Consider the following 17,944-nt stretch of genomic DNA (forward strand, 5'->3'; position numbering starts at 1 on the left):
AGGCTCCGGACACCCCTCGGGGGTCAGGCCGACCGGCGTGCGCGGATCCGGCGGGCCAGGGCCAGGCCGAGGCCGCCCGCGGCGAGCAGCACCAGCGCGTACTCCGGCAGCGGGCCCAGCCGGGTGGCCGGGGTCTCGGTGGAGCGCAGCGGGATCTCGGCGACCAGCGCGTCGGCGGTGAACATCTTCGTCTGCTGGACGATCTTCCCGTCGGGGCGGATGACCGCGCTGACTCCGCTGGTGACGGGGACGACGACGGTGCGGCTGTGTTCGACGGCGCGGATCCGGTCCATGGCGAGCTGCTGGTAGGTCATCTGGGTCCGGCCGAAGGTGGCGTTGTTGCTGGGTACGGCGATCACCTGGGCGCCGCCCCGGACGGTGGAGCGGACCGCGTCGTCGAAGGCGGCCTCGAAGCAGGTGACCATGCCGACGCCGGTACCGGCCATGTCGAAGACGCCGGGGTCCTTGCCGGGGCCGAAGTCGCGGCGCACCCGGTCCACGTCGGAGCTGAAGATCCGGACGAAGGAGCGCATCGGGATGCGTTCGCCGAAGGGCTGGATCTTGCGCTTGTCGTAGGTCTCGGTGGGGCCCTTGACCGGGTCCCACAGGATCATCGTGTTGCGCAGCGGCCCGGTCTCCGGGGACACGACGGCTCCGATGGCGACGGGCACGCCGATGGCCTTGACCGCGCGTTCGATGGCGTCGTACGCGTCGGGCTGGGAGTACGGGTCGAGGTCGGAGGAGTTCTCGGGCCAGACGACGAAGTCCGGCTTGGGGACGCGGCCCGCCTTGACGTCCTCGGCCAGCTCGACGGTGCGGTTGACGTGGTTGTCCAGGACCCGGCGGCGCTGGGCGTTGAAATCGAGGCCCAGGCGCGGCACGTTGCCCTGGATGACGGCGACGACGGCCGTGCCGTCCTCCGCGGAGTCGGAGACCAGCGGGCGGGCGGCGAGCCCGGCGCCGATGGGGGCGAGGAGGCTGAGCGCGGCGAGGGCGGCCGTGAAGAAGCCGGGGTTCTCGCGGGCCGCGCGCAGCACCGCGTACAGGCCGAATCCGCACAGGGCGACGGCGAAGGAGAGCAGCGGGGTGCCGCCGAGGGCGGCGAGCGGGGTGAAGACCCCGTCGGCCTGTCCGAAGGCGAGCTTGCCCCAGGGGAAGCCGCCGAAGGGGACCCGGGCGCGCAGGGCCTCCCCGGCCACCCAGACGGCCGCGGCGAACACCGGCCAAGCCGGGAGCCGGCTGACGAGGGCGACGCCGAGGCCGGTGAGCCCGATGAAGAGGGCTTCGACGGCGGCGAGGGCCAGCCACGGCACCGGACCGACCTCTTCGCCGGTCCAGATGAGGAGGGGCAGTAGGAAACCGAGCCCGGTGAGGAGGCCGAGCCCGAAGCCGGCCCGCGCGCGGCGGCCGTGGAGGCAGCCGGCGAGCAGGGCGAGGGCGGGGGGTGCCAGCCACCACAGGGGGCGGGGCGGGAAGCTGAGGTAGAGCAGCACACCGGCGAGCAGCGCGAGCGGGACGCGCACGAGCCACAGGGTGGTCCGCGGTCCCATCCGGGAAAGGAAGCCGCCTTGGGTTCCGGGGGCGCCCGCGGCCGGCTCGGCGGGCTTCGCGGGCTCGTTCCCGGCCGTGCGGGTGACACTGCTGCTCATCTGGCGGAGTGTACGTCCCCTTGGACAAAGGGCTGGTAAGGACCTATCGCGCGAGGGCCCGAAGGTGGGCGCGGATGACCCGGACGGCGTTCTCGGCGTCGTCGACGGTGACCGTGAACAGCTTCCCGTCGCCGAGTCTCAGTTCCATGCCCTCGCCGCGCCGGACGATGACCGCGGTGCCCTTCTCGGGGCGCCAGCGGTAGCCCCAGCCGCCCCACTGCTGCGGGGTGATCCGGGGGAGGAACTCGGCCGAGGCCACCTCCGTGAGCCGGATCCTGCGGCGGGGCAGCCCGACGTGGCCGCAGCGTACTTCCAGGGCCTCGGCGTCGATGGTGACGGCCACGTGCACGAAGGCGAGGGTGCCGAAGAGGATCAGCAGCCCGGCCGCGAGACAGCCGATCACGGACATGAGCAGGGGCACGTAGCCGGAGGTCCAGGCGTTGTCGACGGCGAGTTCGACGCCGAGCGCCAGGCAGGCCGCACCGGCCGCCGCCAGCAGCCACTGCACGCGGTTGGAGGCCCGGCCCGTCCAGAGCGGACCCGGGGGGTGAACCGTCATGTTGTGCAGCGTACTCACCTTCCGCACGGACGCCACCGCCTCTCGCCCACTCGCCGCAACGCGCGTCTGCCCGCGCTTGACCTCGACCAAACTTGAGGTCCTACGGTCCTCTCCATGACCACTCAGCAGGCAGTTGAGAACGTTGGCGGCACCGTCCCCGAGCACTACCGCACGGCGGTGGTGCCGCACATCATGGTGGCTGACGCGGCCGCCGCGATCGCCTTCTACGTGCGGGCCTTCGGGGCCGTCGAGGAGTTCCGCCTCGACCACCCCGACGGGGGCGGTGTGCTGCACGCCGAGATACGGATCGGCGAGGCGGTGCTGATGCTGGGCGACATCTCCGAGGGGCCCTTCACCGCGCCTTCCGCCCTGGGCGGCACCTCGGTCGCGCTGCACGTGTTCGTGCCGGACGTGGACGCGCTCGCCCGGACGGCGGTGGCGGCCGGCGCGGAGCTCGTACAGGAGCCGGCGGACCAGTTCCACGGCGACCGGACCGCCATCCTGCGGGATCCGTCCGGACACCTGTGGGTGTTCCTGACCCACCTGGAGGAGGTGTCCCGGGAGGAGCTGGCGCGACGCCTCGGATAGGTGTCAGCCCGGCAGCAGGCCGACGAGCGCGTCGCGCAGGGCCGGGCGGCGGGCGGTCATGAAGCGGTGCAGGCTGCGCGAGCCGAAGGCCACGCGCTGCGCGCTGCGGCGGCGCTCGGCCTCGTACGCCCGCAGCGCCCCCGGCAGCCCGGCCACGCCGTGTTCCGCCACCGCGCGGGTCAGGGCCTCGGCGTCGAGCAGTGCGGTGCAGGCGCCCTGCCCGAGGTTGGGCGTCATGGCGTGGGCGGCGTCGCCGACGAGGGCGACCCGGCCGGCGTCCGTGAAGGCGGGGAGTGCGGGGTAGAGGTGGCGCATCTCGTACCGGATCCACGTCGCGGGGTCGGTCTCGCCGAGGATGCGCGGAATGGGATCGTGCCAGCCGGCGAAGGCGCCGCGCAGTTCCTCGGCGGTGGTGGCCTCGGGGACGGTGGCGTACCAGTTGGTCCGGCCGGGCTCGACGGGGGTCATGCCGAAGAAGCGGCCCGCGCCCCAGGTCTCGCCGTACACGCCCGTCTCGAATCCGGCGGTGCCGATCCAGGCGACCGTGCCGACGTGGTGCGGGCGGCTGCGGGGGCCGAAGTGGGCGGTGCGGACGGCGCTGTTGATCCCGTCGGCGCCCACGAGGAGGTCGACGCCGGGCGGCACGGCGGCCGTGTCGGCGAGGGGCTGCCCGTACTCGATCTTCGTGCCGCCGAGCCGGTCGAGCTCGGCGAGCAGGGCGTCGATCAGGTAGGGGCGGGAGATGAGGAGCTCGGGCCGGCCCGCCTTGCGCTCGATCCGTTCGAGCGGGAGGGCGGCGAGCACCGTGCCGTCGGGCCGCCGGATCCGCCCCTCCCGGTACGGGACGGCGCGCGCCCGCAGCGCGTCTCCGAGGCCGAGCCGGTCGAGGGCGGACTGGGCGGTGGGATGGATCCCGAAGGCGGTTCCGTAGCGTTCGAGCGCGGTCCGCCGTTCCAAGACGGTGACCTCCCAGCCCGCCCGGCGCAGCCCGATGGCGGAGGCGAGTCCGCCGACTCCGGCACCGATGACGAGGGCCGTACCGCTGTTGCCGCCCATGACCTCACCCCTTCAACCCCGACCTACGCGACCTAGCCGATCACCACATCCGTGGTACTACACCTGTGGTACCACGGATGTGGTTAAGCTGGCAAGGTGAATCAGGACCGAAGGGACCGGCTGCGGGACGCGGCCGTCGCCGTACTGGCGGAGGCGGGCGGGCGCGGGCTCACGCACCGGGCCGTCGACGCGGCCGCCGACGTGCCGACGGGCACGGCCAAGAACTACTACCCGACCCGCGACGCGCTGCTGCGGGCCGTCGCCGAACGCTGCCTGGAGCAGTACCTGGCGCTGGCCGCCGGACCTCCGCCGGGCGACGCGGAACAGCTGGCGGCCCTCATCTCCGGGCTGCTGCGGAACGTGGCGGGCCCCGGGCGGCCGCGCGTGCTCGCATACCTGGAGCTCCAGACCGAGGCCACGCGGCGGCCGTGGCTGGCGGCGCTGCTGGACCCGATCGGCGCCGCGGACTTCGCGGCCCACGCCCACCTGCTCCGCGCGGCAGGGCTCCCGGCCGGGCCGGAAACGGCCCGCGCCCTGACCCTCGCCCTGCACGGCGCGATCCCCCACCTGCTGGCGGGCGCGCCGGACACCCTGGCGGCCTCCGGCCTCGACGACCTGGACCGCTTCACCCGCGAACTGCTGGCCGCGGTATGCGCCGGGGAGGCACCGTGACCACCCGGCTCGACCGGGCGGTGGGCGCGGTCCTCGGCTCGGCGGTCGGAGACGCGCTCGGCGCGCCGTACGAGTTCGGCCCGCCCGGAGCCCTGACCGCGCGCGGCGAGGAGATGTGCGCGGGCGGCGGCTGGGATCCCGGCGAGGCCACGGACGACACCCAGATGGCGGTCCTGGTCGGCGAGTCGCTGCTGGAGCGGGGCGGCCTGGACCTCCCGGACCTCTTCGCCCGGTTCCAGCGCTGGGCGGCGGGCGAGCCCAAGGACATCGGACTGCAGACCGAGGACGTGCTGACCAGCGGGGAGCCGTGGGACCTGGCGGCGGCGCTGCACTTCCAGGTCAACACCCGCGCGGCGGGCAACGGCTCCCTGATGCGGGCGGCCACCTCGGCGGTCCGCTTCGCGGCCGCAGGGCGCGCGGAGACCATGGCCGCCGCCCGCCGCATCGCGGCGCTGACGCACGGCGACCGGGCCGCCTGGGAGGGGACGGCCGTGCTGCACGAGCTCGTACGGGTGGCCCTGGACGGGGGTGATCCGGTGGCGGCGCTCCCGGCGACGCTCGCCGAGGTCCACCCGGCCCACCGCGAGCGGTACGGGCGCGTGCTCGCCCCCGACTGGCACCCCGGTCTGGCCACCGAGTTCAACGGGGCGGTGTGGCCCTGCCTGGGCTCGGCGGTGTGGGCGCTGCGGACCACCACCGGCTTCGCGCAGGCGGTACGGGCCGCCGTGGACCTGGGCGGGGACACCGACACGGTGGCGGCGGTGACGGGGGCCCTGGCCGGGGCGGTGTACGGCCAGGGCGCGATACCGGAGCGCTGGACGGCCCCGCTCCACGTGCCGCTGCCGGGCTTCGGAGGCCGGGTCCTCTATGCGGCGGACCTGCGCGGGCTGGCTGAGCGGCTCGCCGGGTACCCGCCGGCGGCGGCCGGTTCGCGCTGAAGCTCCAGGCGGCGGCCCTGGAAGGCCGCGCGCAGCCGCCGGTCGTGCGTGACCAGCACCAGGGTCCCGGCGAACCGTGCCACCGCGGCCTCCAGTTCCTCCACCACGGCAGGGGCCAGGTGGTTCGTCGGCTCGTCGAGCAGCAGCAGGTCGAGCGGCCGCTCCAGCAGCCGGGCCAGTTCGAGCTTGCGGCGCTGCCCCGCCGAGAGGGCCCGCACCGGGCGGGTGAGGTCGTGCGGGGCGAGCAGTCCGTGTGCGGCGGCCCGGTCGGCGTACTCCGCACCGAACACCTCGACCGCGGAACGGGGTTCGTGCGCCCAAGGGTCGTCCTGCCGGAGCAGCCCGACCTGTGGGGGCGTGCGTACGAGGCCGTCCCCTGAGCGCAGTTCACCGGCCAGGAGGTGCAACAGGGTGGACTTCCCTGCCCCGTTGGGCCCCGTGACCAGCAGCCGCTCCCCCGGCGCGAGGCTGAGGGAGACCGGTCCGAGCCGTCCCGGCACGGCCGCGCCGGCCAGTTCCACCGCCCCGGCGGCGCCCGCGGCGAACCGGCCGGTGAAGCTGAGCGGCCGGGCCGGCGGCGCGACCGGGTTCTCGGCCAGCCGGTGCAGCCGTTCGCGGGCGGCTCGGATCCGGCTCGCGGCGCCGTGGCCGCGCGACCGGGCGCGGAAGGCGCCGGCTCCGCTGAACCCGCGGGGCAGCTTGCGCGGGATCGCTGCGAACCGCCCGATGTTGGTGTCGGCGAGCCGCTCGGCGCTCTTGACCTCCTCGCGCCACTCCTCGTACTCCCGCTGCCTGCGGGCCCGTTCGGCGGCGCGGGCGGTCAGGAACCCGGCGTAGCCGTCTCCGTAGCGGCATACCGTCCGGCGGTCCTGGTCCACCTCCAGGACGGCGGTCGTGACGCGGTCGAGGAAGAGGCGGTCGTGGGTGACGGCGACGACGGTTCCGCGGTGGCCGCGCAGATGCTCCTCCAGCCAGCCGACCGCCTCGTCGTCGAGGTCGTTGGTCGGTTCGTCGAGCAGCAGGAGTTCCGGCTCCGCGGCGAGGGCGGCGGCGAGGGCGAGCCGGGAGCGCTGACCGCCGGACAGGGTGCCGAGCCGCCGGTCCGGGTCCAGCGCGGTGCGTTCGCCCAGCCGGCGCAGGGTGGTCGCGACACGCCGCTCCGCGTCACGGCCGCCGCGCGCCTCGTGGGCGGCGAGGAGCTCCGCGTAGGCGGCGAGTTCCTCGGGACCCGCCTCGTGCAGCAGCGACTCCGCGGCGCGGATCCGGCGCTCCAGGGCGCGCAGGTCGGCGAGCGCGAGGTCGACGGCGTCGCCGACGCGGGCGGAGGGCGGGAGGTCGAGGGTCTGCGCGAGGTGGCCGATGCCGCCGGGCGCCGCGACGGCTACCTCCCCGTGGTCGGGCCTCTCCCGTCCGGCGAGGAGGCGGAGCAGGGTGGATTTGCCGGAGCCGTTGTCGCCGACGACACCGACCCGCTCGCCGGGCCGGACCGTCAGGCTGACGCGATCCAGGACGACGCGGGTGACGTAGCTCTTGGTGACCTCGGTCAGGACGATCTGGGTGGAGGCGAGTGGAGCGCGCAAGGGCGGCCCTTTCGATCGACGACTGGAGTGCGAGACGATACGAACCGTCTCGTCATGCACTCAACGGTAAACGACGTCGGGGCATCATGCAAGACGCTCCGTCTCGCCGGTGTGATGGGCGGCCTGCGGCCGGGGGCTATCCGACGGGTGCGACGTCGCCCGCGAGCAGTCGCCCTTCGGCGTACCCGAGCGCGGCGGCGGGAAGGGCCCCCTCGCGGCCGCTGCGCAGCACGGTCAGTCCGCCCGTACGGGGCAGAGCCGGCTCGGGCCGGGCGCCGATGCGGCGCAGCGCCTGTACGGCTACGGGCTCGGCGGAACCGTGGAAGACGAGCTCCGCTCCCTGGGTCCGCTCGGCGAGCGCGGCCCGGATCGGGGCCTCGACCAGCTCGTAGTGCGTGCAGCCGAGCACCACGTCGGTGACATCGGGCGGAGTCAGCGCGGCGGCCGCGGCGACGGCAGCCGTCACGGCGGCTTCATCGGCCGCCTCCACGGCGTCGGCGAGCCCGGGGCAGGGCACCTCGGTGACCGGGACCCCGGAGGCGAAGTCGCGGATCAGCCCGCGCTGGTACGGGCTGCCGGTGGTGGCGGGGGTGGCCCAGATCGCCACCCGGCCGCCGCCCGCCGCGGCGGGCTTGATCGCCGGTACGGTCCCGATGACCGGGATGCCCGGCTCCAGCTCCGCCCGCAGGGTGTCCAGGGCGTGCACGGAGGCGGTGTTGCAGGCCACGATCAGCGCGTCCGGGCGGAGCGCGGCGGCGGCCCGGGCGACGGCGAGCGCCCGCTCGGTGAGGTCGGCCGGGGTACGCGGCCCCCAGGGCATCCCGTCGGGGTCGGAGGACAGCACGAGCTCCGCGTCGGGCCGCATCCGGCGCACAGCCGCGGCGGCCGCGAGCAGGCCGATTCCGGAGTCCATGAGGGCGATCTTCACCCGGCCACCTTAGTCGACGCCCCGCCGGCGCCCTGCGGGGCCGCGTCGTTGCGGGGCCGCGTCGTTGCGGGGCCGCCTCGCTGCGGGGCCGCCTCGCTGCGGGGCCGCCTCCCTGCGGGGCCGCCTCGCTGCGGGGCCGCCTCCCTGCGGGGCCGCCTCGCTGCGGGGCCGCCTCCCTGCTGGGCTTCAGTGCGGCCAGGTCGGTTGGGGTCGGTCCGCGGTGCCGCGCCGGGGTGTCTCCTCGTCCTCGCGCCTGCGGGCACCTCGCGGCCGCCAAGGGTGGTTGCGCGCTCGTCCTGCGGGGACACCCCGGCACGTCCCCACTCCCCTCGGCCGCAGCACCCGTCGGCACACCACGGCCGGGGCGGGGACACGGCGGAGTGTCCCCGCAGGACGAGCGCGCAACCACCCTCACGCGACGAAGCAGCGCCCTCACGGACACCGCCCCGCAGGGAGGACGCGCCCCGGCCAGGTCCGGCGGTAGCCCTCGCGCAGGGGGCCGCCGGCCAGGTCGAGGATCTCCGACACCGCGTCGATCATCGGCGCGGGGTCCCCCGACTCGCACAGGTGCAGATGCCCGGCCAGCAACGCGCCCCCGCGTCGCGCGTCGGCCGCCCGCAGGCGCCTCGGCAGCCACTTCCCCCCGCCGCTCCACGCGTGGTGGTGGTCGAGGAGCAGTTCGGCGGCGGCTGCGAGCACGACCCCGGCCACCGCGAGCCGCTCGACGTGATCGCCCGCGTCCGCGAGGTCGTCCAGCGCGTCCGTCAGCCCGTACCTCTTCGTCTCGACCGTCGCCGCATCCAGCGCCGGCGGGCCCTGCCGGAGGTCCGCCTCGGCCAGTGCACGGGCCCGGCCGGCCTCGCCGTCCACGTCGGCGAGGACGAGCCCGGTGGCGTACATGCTCTGCAGGACCCCGCGCCGCGCGGCGACGTCCGCGGCGAAGAGTTCCGACAGACCGGTACGGGTGTGGACGAAGAGCTCCACCACACGGCCGTCGACGCGGAGCGTCTCCCGGTAGGTCTCGCCGCCGTCCCCGACGAGCACGGCGATGTCCAGGTCGCTGGTGGCGGTGGCCCGCCCGGCCGCCGTCGATCCGGCGAGGATGACGGCGAGCGCGTCCGGGAAGAGCTCGGCGGCGATACGCCGCGCCTGGTCGATGGGGTCGGTGTTCACCCGGGTCAGCGTGGCAGAGCGGGCAGATCGCGGGCCACCGGATTCCCCGCAGCCGACCACCGACCGCCCGCCGCCCCGCGGGAAAGCGCCGCCCCGTGAGGCAGCGGCGAGGCGACGGCGACACTCCGGGCGGGGCGCGGCAGACTGCCGACATGGGCCTCACCACCGCCGCCTGCGCGGCCTACGCCTCCCTCGCCGCATGGCTCTGGCTCACCCTCGCCCAGGGCATGTTCTGGCGCACCGACGTCCGACTCCCCCACCGCACCGCCCCGGCCCGCTGGCCGTCCGTGGTGATCGTCGTGCCCGCCCGGGACGAGGCCGAGGTGCTGCCGCGCAGCCTGCCGTCGCTGCTGGCCCAGGACTATCCGGGCGAGGCCGAGGTGGTCCTGGTGGACGACGGCAGTACGGACGGCACCGCCGCCCTCGCGCTCCGCCTGGCCCGCGAGCAGCCCGGGCTCCCGCTGACCGTCGTCTCCCCCGGCGAGCCCGACCCCGGCTGGACGGGCAAGCTCTGGGCGCTGCGCCACGGCATCGCGCACGCCCGCACCGCGCGCGCCGTCGAGCCCGACTACCTGCTGCTCACCGACGCCGACATCGCCCACGAGCCCGACAGCCTGCGGGAGCTGGTCGCCGCGGCGACCTCCGCCGGCCTCGACCTGGTCTCCCAGATGGCCCGGCTGCGCGTGGTCAGCTTCTGGGAGCGGCTCGTCGTACCGGCCTTCGTGTACTTCTTCGCGCAGCTCTACCCGTTCCGCCGGATCAACCGCCCGGCCGCCCGCACCGCCGCGGCCGCCGGCGGCTGCGTCCTGCTGCGCACCGGGGCGGCCGTGAAGGCGGGGGTGCCCGATTCCATCCGGCAGGCCGTCATCGACGACGTGTCCCTCGCCCGCGCCGTGCAGCGGTCCGGCGGGCGGATCTGGCTCGGGCTCGCGGAGCGGATGGACAGCGTGCGCCCGTACCCGGTGCTCGGGGACCTGTGGCGGATGGTCTCGCGCAGCGCGTACGCGCAACTGCGCCACCAGCCCCTCCTGCTGGCGGGCACCGTCGCCGGGCTGGTGCTCGTCTACCTCGTGCCCCCGGCCGCCCTGCTGGCGGGCCTCGCGACGGGCCGTCCGGCCGTCGCCTGGGCCGGCGGTCTGGCCTGGCTGCTGATGGCCGGCACGTACCTGCCCATGCTGCGCTACTACCGCCAGCCGGCCGCGCTCGCGCCGCTGCTCCCGTTCACCGCGTTCCTGTACCTGCTGATGACCGTCGACTCGGCCGTCCAGCACTACCGGGGACGCGGCGCGGCCTGGAAGGGCCGTACCTATGCCCGCCCCAGCGACGCCTGAAACCGGGACCGGTCGACGAACTGCGGGCAAAACCAACGTCATCCGAGGTCACCGGGTTGTGACACTGCGTCAGCGACAAATCCGTGCACCACACAACCGGCGGGAACGAGTGGGAACAAGATGGTGCGGACGTGGCGAATCGTGCACGTGAACTCCAAGTGAAAGGTGTGGCTCTGACCTGCGAATATGCAGGTCAGAGCGGTGTTGGTGACACCTCGCTATGGACCCGGTGAAGTCGTGGGCTTAACTTAGGTCCCATGACCTCCCCCCGCTCCACTTATGGCGGCGGTTACTACTCCGCGCCCTCCTTCCCGGACACCCCCATCTACGACTCCCTCGTCGCCGAACGCGGCACTCCGCAGATCGCCCCGATCCGCGTCCCGGCCGCCTACGAGTCCCCCAGTGCCGGGTATTCGAGCGGTGGGTACCTCCCGGCCCTCGCCTCGGCGCTTCCGGCCCTGCCGGCGGCGCTCCCCCCGGCGGCGTCCCAGCAGCAGCCGGGGTACGGGTATCCGTACCAGCAGCAGGCCGCTCCGCAGCCGATGCCGCTGCAGCACGCGCCCGCGCCGTTCATCCCGCAGCAGCAGCCGGTCGGCGCCCGCGCCGGATACGTGCCGCAGCCCCAGCCGCAGCAGCCCCGCCCGGTGGCCGCGGCCACCGGCTACGAGGCCATGCGTCCGGCCGCGCCGCGCCCGATGCAGGTTCCCGTGCAGGTGCCGGCACCGGTCCAGGGCGCCTCGTACGAGGACCCGTACGGCCGCCCGTACCAGGGGCGCGGCTACTGACCGATTCCGTGACAGTTGCTTGGACGGCGGACGGGGCTGGCAGTATGCCCCTATGTCGAACTTGTATGTCCAGGCGCTCCATGTCCATCCCGTCAAGTCGGTAGCGGGCACCGCTCCCGACGAGGCGATCGTGGAGCCCTGGGGTCTGTCCGGGGACCGGCGGTGGGCGCTGGTCGACGCGGAGGGCATGGTCATCACCCAACGCCAGCAGCCGCGGCTGGCGTTGGCTTCGGCCCGTCCGCTGGACGGCGGCCGGATCGCGGTGTCCGCCCCGGGCATGGCCGAGCTGGTGGTGGAGGTGCCCGGACCGGGGCCGTTGGAGCCGGTCGTGCTGTTCGGGCAGAAGATCGAGACGGTGCCCGCGGCGGACGCCGCGGGCGACTGGTTCGGCGCGTACCTCGGCGTGCCGGTGCGGCTCGTGCACATGGACGAGCCGGCCGTACGACGGCCCGTGGACCCGGACTACGCGCTGCCCGGCGAGACGGTGAGCCTGGCCGACGGCTACCCGCTGCTGCTCGCCACCCTCGCGTCGCTGGACGCGCTCAACTCGCTGATCGCCCGGGGGGACCATCCCGAGGAGGGTCCGCTGCCCATGAACCGGTTCCGCCCCAATGTGGTGGTCGCCGGGGCGGAGGCATGGGCGGAGGACGGCTGGCGGCGCGTGGCGATCGGCGACGCGGAGTTCCGCGGGGTCCGCGAATGCGGGCGGTGCATCGTGACCACGACCGACCAGATGACTGCCGAGCGGGGCAAGGAGCCCCTGAAGACCCTGGCCAGGCACCGGCGGATCGGCAAGTCCCTGGCCTTCGGCCGCCTGCTGGTGCCGGTGCGGCTGGGTACGGTGCGCGTCGGCGACGAGGTCCGCGTCCTCGAATGACGCGGGATGACGCGGGATGACCCGCGTGGGCCCGCCGGAATGACACCTTCGGGGGGCTCTGGGTCCCGGCTGGAACCAACGGACACGACCACGCCGTTGGATCAGTCGAGACAGGTGGACGGCCGGGGACGGGGACGGCACCGGATCGGGTGACACATGTCTCGCGCGTCCCGGAATGCGCGTTACCGGGGCGTGCGGGAGGCTTGGACGCGCAGGCAGCCGGAGCTCGCGGAGGCAGGGGGAGCCAAACCGTGTGGACAGCAATGGGAGTGTGGCGCTGGCGGCGCAATCCGCTGCGCCGACCGACCGATCTCTTCGAGGCATGGGTGGCGTTCGCCGCGGTGGTGTGCGTCCTGGTGGTGGCTCCGGCGCTCGGCTGGCTCACGGGGCTCCAGGTGGACGGCACCTTGCAGCGGGCCGCGCGCGAGCAGCGGCAGGAGCGGCACCTCGTACCGGCGGTGGTGGTCCGGGAGGCCCCCGCGCCGGCCTCGGCCGACTCCGCCGACCCGTCGGCGCAGCGGACGGCCCCGCGCCGGACGCAGATCGTGGCCTCGTGGACGGCGCCCGACGGCAGCAGCCACCAGGGCACCGTGCCGGCCGCGGAGGAACCGCCGCGGCCGGGCGACCGGTTCCGGATATGGACCGACGAGCGCGGCCGCCTGGTCGGGCAGCCGCTCGACCCGTCGTCGACCGCCCTGCACGCGGGGGCAGCGGGCCTGGCCATCGCGATCGGCGTGGCCGCGCTCGTGGAAACGGTCCGGCGGCTGGTCGTACGCAGGCTCATGCATCGGCGGTACATACTCCTGGACCGCGCCTGGGCGGCCGCCGGGCCCGACTGGGGCAGGGCGGGCGCGGGCAGTTGACCTGGCCACTCACGGGCGCCGCGCGCGCTACGGTGGGGCGGCCAGACCAGATCGGTCGCATCGGCACGGCGAGTACGAGGGCGGGGGCACGACAGCACCATGGCTCAGGGCACGGTCCAGGTGACGCACGGCGGGTCTTCGCGGTGGCGGCGCCGCTCCGGTGAGTATCCGACGCTGACCGCCGCGCTCGCCGTCGCGGGCGACGGGGACGTGCTGTCGATCTCCCCCGGCACCTACCGGGAGAACCTGGTGCTGGACCACGCGGTCACCCTGCGCGGGCCCGAGGGCGGGCTGGGGTCGGTGCGGATCGCCCCGCCCGACGGGGTCGCCCTGACCGTGCGCGCCTCGGCCGTGGTGCAGGACCTGCACCTGGAGGGCCAGGACCGGGCGGCGCCCGCGCTGCTGGTCGAGGACGGCTCTCCCGAGCTCACGGACCTGCGGCTCAGCACGCGTTCGGCGGCCGGCATCGAGGTGCGCGGCGCCGGGGCGCGGCCCCTGGTACGGCGGTGCACGGTGGAGAATCCGACCGGTGTCGGGATCGCCGTACTGGACGGCGGCGGCGGGGTGTTCGAGGAGTGCGAGGTGGTGGCCGCCGGGCAGACCGGCGTCTCGGTGCGCGCAGGCGGCCGGCCCCGGCTCGAGCGCTGCCGGATCCACCACGCCACGGGCGCGGGCATCGCCGTCACCGGCGAGGGTTCGGGCCTGGAGGCGCTGGGCTGCGAGGTGTACGAGATCAAGGGCGCCGGCGTGCAGATCGCCGCGCGGGCGGCGGCCCGGCTGACGGACTGCGCGGTGCACCGCACCTCGGCCGACGGGGTCACCCTCGACACCGACGCGGTGCTCACCCTGGCGGGCTGCGACATCCACGACATCCCGGAGAACGCGGTCGACCTGCGGTCCCGTTCGGTGCTCACCCTGAGCCGCACGACGGTGCGCCGGTTCGGCCGCAACGGCCTGTCGGTGTGGGACCCGGGGACCAGGGTCGACGCCGAGTCCTGCGAGATCCACGACAGCACGGGCGACTATCCGGCGGTGTGGATCAGCGACGGGGCCACCGCCTCCCTCGCCTCCTGTCGGGTGCACGACGTGCCGGACGCCCTGTTCGTGCTGGACCGGGGCTCGCGGGTGGACGTCGTCGACAGCGATCTCTCGCAAGTGCGCAACACCGCCGTCTCGGTGAGCGACGGGGCCACCGCCCAGCTCGACGACTGCCGGATCCGCGAGGCCGGGACGGGCGCCTGGTTCCGCGACCACGGCAGCGGCGGCACCCTCGCCAACTGCACCGTCGACTCGGTGCAGACCGGTGTGATCGTCACCAAGGGCGCCGACCCGGCCCTGGAGCGGTGCACGGTGACCTCCCCCGCCGAGGCCGGGTTCTACGTGTCGGCGGGCGGTCGCGGAACCTTCACGGCCTGCCGGGTGGAAGGCAGTTCCGGTTTCGGCTTCCACGTCATCGACGGCTGCCGCACCACGCTGACCCGCTGCCACACCGAGCGCTGCGCGCGCGGGGGTTACGAGTTCGCGGAGGACGGGCCGGCCGCCGAGGACTGCACCAGCGACCAGTCGGGGACCCGGCCGGCGGCCCAGTCGGCTTCCGGCGCGGCCTTCGCCGGGGAGCGCGCGGGGATCCGTACGGTCACGGCGGCGCGGGGAGACGTCCCGGCGGCGGCCGAGGTGCCCGTGCCGCGCCCGGCGGGCGGGGCCGACGGCGGTGCGGCGGGGGCCGCGCGGGGCTCGGGCGAGGTGCTCGGGCAACTCGACGCGCTGGTGGGCCTGGACAGCGTCAAGCGAGAGGTCCGCGCGCTCACCGACATGATCGAGGTGGGCCGGCGGCGGCAGCAGGCGGGTCTGAAGGCGGCCTCGGTGCGCCGGCACCTGGTCTTCACCGGCTCTCCCGGCACCGGCAAGACCACGGTCGCCCGCCTCTACGGGGAGATTCTCGCCTCCCTCGGGGTGCTGGAGCGCGGTCACCTCGTCGAGGTGTCCCGGGTGGACCTGGTCGGCGAGCACATCGGGTCCACCGCGATCCGTACGCAGGAGGCGTTCGACCGGGCGCGCGGCGGCGTGCTGTTCATCGACGAGGCCTACGCGCTGGCCCCGGAGGACTCGGGCCGGGACTTCGGGCGCGAGGCGATCGACACGCTGGTCAAGCTGATGGAGGACCACCGGGACGCGGTGGTGGTGATCGTCGCCGGGTACACGGCGGAGATGGAGCGCTTCCTGACGGTCAACCCGGGCGTCGCCTCCCGTTTCTCACGGACCATCACCTTCGGCGACTACGGGCCCGAGGAGCTGCTGCGGATCGTGGAGCAGCAGGCGGAGGAGCACGAGTACCGGCTCGGCGGGGGCACGTCCGAGGCGCTGCTGACGTACTTCACGGAGCTGCCCAAGGGTCCGGCGTTTGGCAACGGCCGCACCGCGCGCCAGACCTTCGAGTCGATGGTAGAGCGGCACGCGGGGCGGGTGGCGCAGCTGTCGGAGCCGAGTACGGACGAGCTCACCCTGCTGTTCCCGGCGGATCTGCCTGCGCTGCCCGCGCCTTGCTGATGGCGGGCCTCTGGGCCGGTACTTCGGATCGTGCGGCCGCGTCCAACCGGGCGAGCAGTGCGTCGCGTTCGGCGGCGAAGGCCGGGTCGGCCTGGTAGTCGGAGTGGCCGAGGATCGGCGCGGGCAGCGGGTGCCGGTCGCTGCGGCCGTAGGCGACGGGGTCGGCGAGCGGGCCGCGGTCCACCTCCTGGCCGGCTCCGGGGAGCGCCGGGCCGCCGATGGGGTCGGTGGCCCGCCAGAGGTTGCGCCAGCAGTCGAGCTCGCCGTGCAGCGCGGTGAGCGGACCCGGACCGAAGTAGGCGGGGAACCAGCGGCCGTAGAGGCGGGCGAGCGGGGATCCGTAGGTGAGCAGGGCGACCCGGCTGCGGGTGGCGGGCGGCAGTTGCCAGACGGCGGCCGCGGCGAGGACGCTGCCCTGGGAATGGCCGGAGATGACGAGGCGGCCGCCGGTGCGGCCGGTCCATCCGGTCATCCGCCAGGTCAGGTCGGGGACGGCGCGCTCGGCGTAGCAGGGCGGGGCGAAGGGGTGGGCGGCGCGCGGCCAGAAGGTGCCGACGTCCCACAGGATGCCGATGGTGCGGCGGGCGGCGGGGTCCCGGTAGGCGCGCCGGCCCCAGGTCACGAAGAGGACGAAGCCGAAGCCGATGAGCCAGGACCCGGCGTCCTGCGCGGTGCGGGCGGCGGCTTCCAGCAGCGGCCCGCTCCCCCGGGCCGCCTCGCCCGGCACCCGCCCGCCGATCCAGGCGCCGGCCAGCGCTCCGGCGCCGAGCAGCAGGGTGATCCCGGAGACGGCCGCCACGAACCAGGGGGCCGAGTCGGTGAGCGCGGCGGCTGCCCGTGCCCCCGCGATCCGGCGGCTGCGGGGCCCGTCCGGGGTCTCCCCCGGGTACTCGGCGGCGATGCCGGCGGCGATCCTGCGCCGGGCGCGGGCTCCGCGCACTCCGAACCAGGCGGCGAGCAGGGCCGGCACGAGGAGCAGCGGGGGCAGGACGGCGGCCTGCCAGGACAGCAGCACGGGCGGCCCGGGCAGCGGCGCGCCGGCCGTCCCGGGCGTGGCCGGGCCGTCCAGCCAGTCGGCGACGCGCTGGGCGACCCCGCCGGACATCACGCCGCCGAGGGCGCAGCCCAGCATGGCGACGGCGGGCCCGCCGAGTCCGCCCAGGGCGGCGGCCGGGTCGGGGGCCCGGCGGTGCAGGTGGCGGGCGACGGCGGCGAGGGCGAGCACGCAGCCGCCCTGGGCCAGCATGAGCACGCCGAAGGCGAAGTCGCCGGGGAGCCGCCCGGTGGAGGTCCAGGCGGGGCGCGCCCAGCAGGCGTGCACGAGGACGGCGACCAGCAGCGCGAGGGCCGCGCCGGGCAGCAGGGTCACGGCGGCCCGGTCGAGGTGGTGGTCGGCCCGGGCCTCGGTGCGGCCGCGCCGGCACACGACCCAGGCGACGGCGAGGGCTCCGGCGGCGAGCAGGGCCTGGGTGGCCCAGCCGAGGGCTTCGAGGACGGGGGTTCCGGACCGCCGGTCCTGCCGGGCGGTGGGCACGGAGACGGCCACCGCCACGGTGAGCAGGCCCGCCGCGGTGTGCGCGGCGCGCAGCCGGGCCACGAGGCGGCGTCCGTACCAGAATCCGGGGCGGCCGAGCGCGGGCTCGGTGTCCGAGGCGGTGTCCGGGTCGGCGGCTCCGGCGGGCGGCGGCTGGGACTCGTAGGCGCTCCAGGTGCGGTTCGACAAGTACCAGAGCAGCCCGGTCAGCGCGGCCGGGACCAGCGCCCCGAGCGCGAGGCGGCGGCCGGGCTGGGCCCACCAGCCGCCGCCGGGCGCGAGAAAGCGGAGCCAGGAGCGGGACCCGGAGCCGGCGCAGCCGCCGGAGCCCGCGCACTGCCAGGCGAACAGGTCGAGGGCGACCTCGCAGGCGGCCGCGATCAGCAGCACCGTCAGGCTGAGCGCGAGGAGACGTACGAGGACCCCGTACGCGCGGACGGCGCACGGCGCGGTGCCCGTCGTACCGGCGGGGCGGGCCCAGTGGGCGAGGTTGGCCACCATGAAGGGCAGGAGCAGCAGCCACAGCGCGCGGGCGCCGTTGCCGGAGGTGAGCCGGGACCAGCAGTAGGCCTCGGGGACGGGCCGCCCGGCGTACCGCTCGGGGTGCGCCTCGGCGTCGGCGTCCTCGGTACGGCGGAACACGGCGGCGGTGGAGTCGCCGGTGACGCGCACGGTGCGCGGGTCGCCGAGCAGCTCGGCCGGAGCGGCACCGGCGACTCCGTGGACGAGTAACTCCAGTGCGAGGACGGGTGCGCCCGCCGGATCCGCCCCCTCGTCCCCGCCGGCCGGCGGCAGCGGGAACGGCATGGGCGGCGCGGGCGTGTCCGGCACGGCGGCCTCCGCTCTCGGGGGGGGAACTCCAGC

General features: G+C 75.4%; 15 protein-coding genes. 8 read left to right on the forward strand and 7 right to left on the reverse strand.

The window, feature by feature from the left end; translation table 11 throughout:
• Nucleotides 1–23: 23 nt before the first annotated feature.
• Together lnt and AB0O21_RS10915 are read right to left on the reverse strand one after the other, a co-directional pair.
• A complete protein-coding gene (gene lnt, locus AB0O21_RS10910) occupies nucleotides 24–1,550 on the reverse strand; it encodes an apolipoprotein N-acyltransferase (RefSeq protein WP_365169445.1) in 1,527 nt (508 codons plus the stop codon).
• 142 nt (nucleotides 1,551–1,692) lie between these two features.
• Nucleotides 1,693–2,208, reverse strand: a complete 516-nt coding sequence (locus tag AB0O21_RS10915) for a hypothetical protein (RefSeq protein WP_365169001.1) — start codon at nucleotides 2,206–2,208, stop codon at nucleotides 1,693–1,695.
• Nucleotides 2,209–2,322: 114 nt separating this feature from the next.
• On the opposite strand from AB0O21_RS10915, the gene AB0O21_RS10920 reads away from it, so the two are divergent.
• On the forward strand, nucleotides 2,323–2,796 hold the full coding sequence (locus AB0O21_RS10920) for a VOC family protein (protein ID WP_365169003.1): 474 nt from the start codon (nucleotides 2,323–2,325) through the stop codon (nucleotides 2,794–2,796).
• A gap of 3 nt (nucleotides 2,797–2,799) precedes the next feature.
• On the opposite strand, the gene AB0O21_RS10925 is transcribed toward AB0O21_RS10920, so the two are convergent.
• Nucleotides 2,800–3,852, reverse strand: a complete 1,053-nt coding sequence (locus AB0O21_RS10925) for an NAD(P)/FAD-dependent oxidoreductase (protein WP_365169005.1) — start codon at nucleotides 3,850–3,852, stop codon at nucleotides 2,800–2,802.
• 96 nt (nucleotides 3,853–3,948) lie between these two features.
• Here AB0O21_RS10925 and AB0O21_RS10930 point away from each other — a divergent pair, with 96 nt between their 5' ends.
• Nucleotides 3,949–4,524 carry a TetR/AcrR family transcriptional regulator gene (locus AB0O21_RS10930; RefSeq protein ID WP_365169007.1) on the forward strand — a complete coding sequence of 192 codons (576 nt, stop codon included), beginning with the start codon at nucleotides 3,949–3,951 and terminating at the stop codon, nucleotides 4,522–4,524.
• Complete coding sequence (locus AB0O21_RS10935) at nucleotides 4,521–5,462, forward strand: ADP-ribosylglycohydrolase family protein (RefSeq protein WP_365169009.1); 942 nt, start codon at nucleotides 4,521–4,523, stop codon at nucleotides 5,460–5,462. Before AB0O21_RS10930 ends, AB0O21_RS10935 begins: the two co-directional genes overlap by 4 nt.
• Here the strand turns inward: AB0O21_RS10935 and AB0O21_RS10940 are convergent.
• From AB0O21_RS10940 to AB0O21_RS10950, 3 genes are all read right to left on the reverse strand, one after another.
• Nucleotides 5,390–7,042, reverse strand: a complete 1,653-nt coding sequence (locus tag AB0O21_RS10940; RefSeq protein WP_365169012.1) for an ATP-binding cassette domain-containing protein — start codon at nucleotides 7,040–7,042, stop codon at nucleotides 5,390–5,392. The two genes, AB0O21_RS10935 and AB0O21_RS10940, sit on opposite strands and share 73 nt — an antisense overlap.
• A 136-nt stretch (nucleotides 7,043–7,178) precedes the next feature.
• Nucleotides 7,179–7,970, reverse strand: coding sequence for an aspartate/glutamate racemase family protein (locus AB0O21_RS10945; protein ID WP_365169015.1), 792 nt, complete (start codon nucleotides 7,968–7,970; stop codon nucleotides 7,179–7,181).
• Nucleotides 7,971–8,402: 432 nt separating this feature from the next.
• Nucleotides 8,403–9,143 carry a nucleotidyltransferase domain-containing protein gene (locus AB0O21_RS10950; protein WP_365169018.1) on the reverse strand — a complete coding sequence of 247 codons (741 nt, stop codon included), beginning with the start codon at nucleotides 9,141–9,143 and terminating at the stop codon, nucleotides 8,403–8,405.
• Between the two features lie 152 nt (nucleotides 9,144–9,295).
• Here AB0O21_RS10950 and AB0O21_RS10955 point away from each other — a divergent pair, with 152 nt between their 5' ends.
• From AB0O21_RS10955 to AB0O21_RS10975, 5 genes are all read left to right on the forward strand, one after another.
• A complete protein-coding gene (locus tag AB0O21_RS10955; RefSeq protein WP_365169020.1) occupies nucleotides 9,296–10,474 on the forward strand; it encodes a glycosyltransferase in 1,179 nt (392 codons plus the stop codon).
• A gap of 257 nt (nucleotides 10,475–10,731) precedes the next feature.
• Nucleotides 10,732–11,259: a DUF6643 family protein gene (locus tag AB0O21_RS10960; protein ID WP_365169022.1), complete on the forward strand. Its 528-nt coding sequence runs from the start codon at nucleotides 10,732–10,734 to the stop codon at nucleotides 11,257–11,259.
• A 52-nt stretch (nucleotides 11,260–11,311) separates the two neighbouring features.
• The gene (locus AB0O21_RS10965) at nucleotides 11,312–12,136 is read left to right on the forward strand and encodes an MOSC N-terminal beta barrel domain-containing protein (RefSeq protein ID WP_365169025.1); all 825 of its coding nucleotides are present in this window, start codon (nucleotides 11,312–11,314) and stop codon (nucleotides 12,134–12,136) included.
• Nucleotides 12,137–12,387: 251 nt separating this feature from the next.
• Nucleotides 12,388–12,999 carry a hypothetical protein gene (locus AB0O21_RS10970; protein ID WP_365169027.1) on the forward strand — a complete coding sequence of 204 codons (612 nt, stop codon included), beginning with the start codon at nucleotides 12,388–12,390 and terminating at the stop codon, nucleotides 12,997–12,999.
• 99 nt (nucleotides 13,000–13,098) lie between these two features.
• Entirely contained in the window at nucleotides 13,099–15,546 is a 2,448-nt protein-coding gene (locus AB0O21_RS10975) for a right-handed parallel beta-helix repeat-containing protein (RefSeq protein ID WP_365169030.1), read from the forward strand.
• Here the strand turns inward: AB0O21_RS10975 and AB0O21_RS10980 are convergent.
• Nucleotides 15,497–17,887, reverse strand: coding sequence for a hypothetical protein (locus tag AB0O21_RS10980; RefSeq protein ID WP_365169448.1), 2,391 nt, complete (start codon nucleotides 17,885–17,887; stop codon nucleotides 15,497–15,499). The two genes, AB0O21_RS10975 and AB0O21_RS10980, sit on opposite strands and share 50 nt — an antisense overlap.
• Between the last annotated feature and the right edge of the window lie 57 nt (nucleotides 17,888–17,944).

This window comes from Streptomyces sp. NPDC091371 (assembly GCF_040684275.1).
GTDB lineage: Bacteria > Actinomycetota > Actinomycetes > Streptomycetales > Streptomycetaceae > Streptomyces.